The 1,306-nt window shown below is 62.8% G+C and carries 1 pseudogene; it reads left to right on the top strand.

The features are described from left to right. Positions 1 to 49 precede the first annotated feature (49 nt). Positions 50 to 1,281, top strand: a pseudogene (locus ACGFIS_RS37545) (IS3 family transposase). Positions 1,282 to 1,306 lie beyond the last annotated feature (25 nt).

Raw genomic sequence — 1,306 nt, 5'->3', positions numbered from 1 at the left:
TGAGCCGCCCCGGGTTTGTTGGAGGCTCGATTGAGAGGATGATCGAGTCATGGCACGGAAGTCCCCCTACTCTCCCGAGTTGCGGCAGCGTGCGGTCCGTCTGGTCCGTGAGGTGCGTCCGCAGTATGACAACGAGATGGCCGCGATCAGGTCGGTGGCCGGCAAGCTGGGCATCGGGTCCGCTGAGACCTTGCGTAAGTGGGTGCGGCAGGAGGAGATCGATGGCGGTGCCCGTCCGGGTGTCTCCTCGGTCGAGTCCGATGAGCTGAAGCGGCTGCGGCGGGAGAACGCCGAGTTGAAGCGCGCGAACGAGATCCTGAAGGCCGCCTCCGCATATTTTGCGAGGGAACTCGATCCGAGACTGCCGCGCTAGTCGAGTTCGTCGATCTTTACAGGGATCGGTTCATGGTCGAGCCGATCTGCGCTGCCCTCAATTTTCAGCCGTCGACGTACTACGCGGCGAAGAAGCGCCAGAGTGAGCCGTCGGCCCGCTCGGTTCGGGATGAGGAACTGAAGATGGTGATCGAAGCGGTGTGGTCGGGGCCGGGCCGGCGGCTGTACGGCGCTCGGAAGGTCTGGTTGCACCTCAACCGCCACGGTGTGCCGGTGGCGCGGTGCACGGTCGAGCGGTTGATGGGTGACCTGGGCATCGCCGGGGTGTCGTGCGAGTTGAAGAAGCCACGCACCACCCAGGCCGGCCTCGACGTCGAGCGGCCGCCTGACCTGCTAGAACGCTGCTTCGATACCGGTGCGCCGAACCGCCGTTGGGTCGCCGACATCACCTACGTGAGGACCTTGGACGGCTGGGTCTACACCGCGTTCGTCCTGGACCTGTTCGCCCGCAAGATCGTCGGCTGGCAGGTCGCCGACCACCTCAAAGCCGACCTCGCCCTCGACGCCCTCGAGATGGCGATCTATTCCCGGGACGTCGGTGAACGCCTCGTTCACCATTCTGACCGCGGTGTCCAGTACACCGCCATCAGGTACGCCGAGCGGCTCGGCGATATCGGGGCGGTGCGCTCGGTCGGGAGCAAAGGAGATTCTTATGACAATGCCGCTGCCGAGTCGCTGAACAGCCTATATAAGAGGGAGCTCATCGACCTCTACAGCGACTGGCAAGGTCTTTCTGATGTTACTCTCGCCACTATGGACTGGGTGTCCTGGTACAACAACGAGCGGATCCACTCTTACGCCGGAGGAATGTCACCAAAAGAGTACGAAGAAAGGTTTCGTGACGACCATGCAGCTGCTAGGCTAATGGCAGTCGGACACGCGAGATAGTCTCCAAAATCGCCGGGGCGTACCA

Source organism: Spirillospora sp. NPDC048824, assembly GCF_043198455.1.
Lineage (GTDB): Bacteria > Actinomycetota > Actinomycetes > Streptosporangiales > Streptosporangiaceae > Spirillospora.
This window is presented reverse-complemented; position numbering and strand designations above follow the sequence as displayed.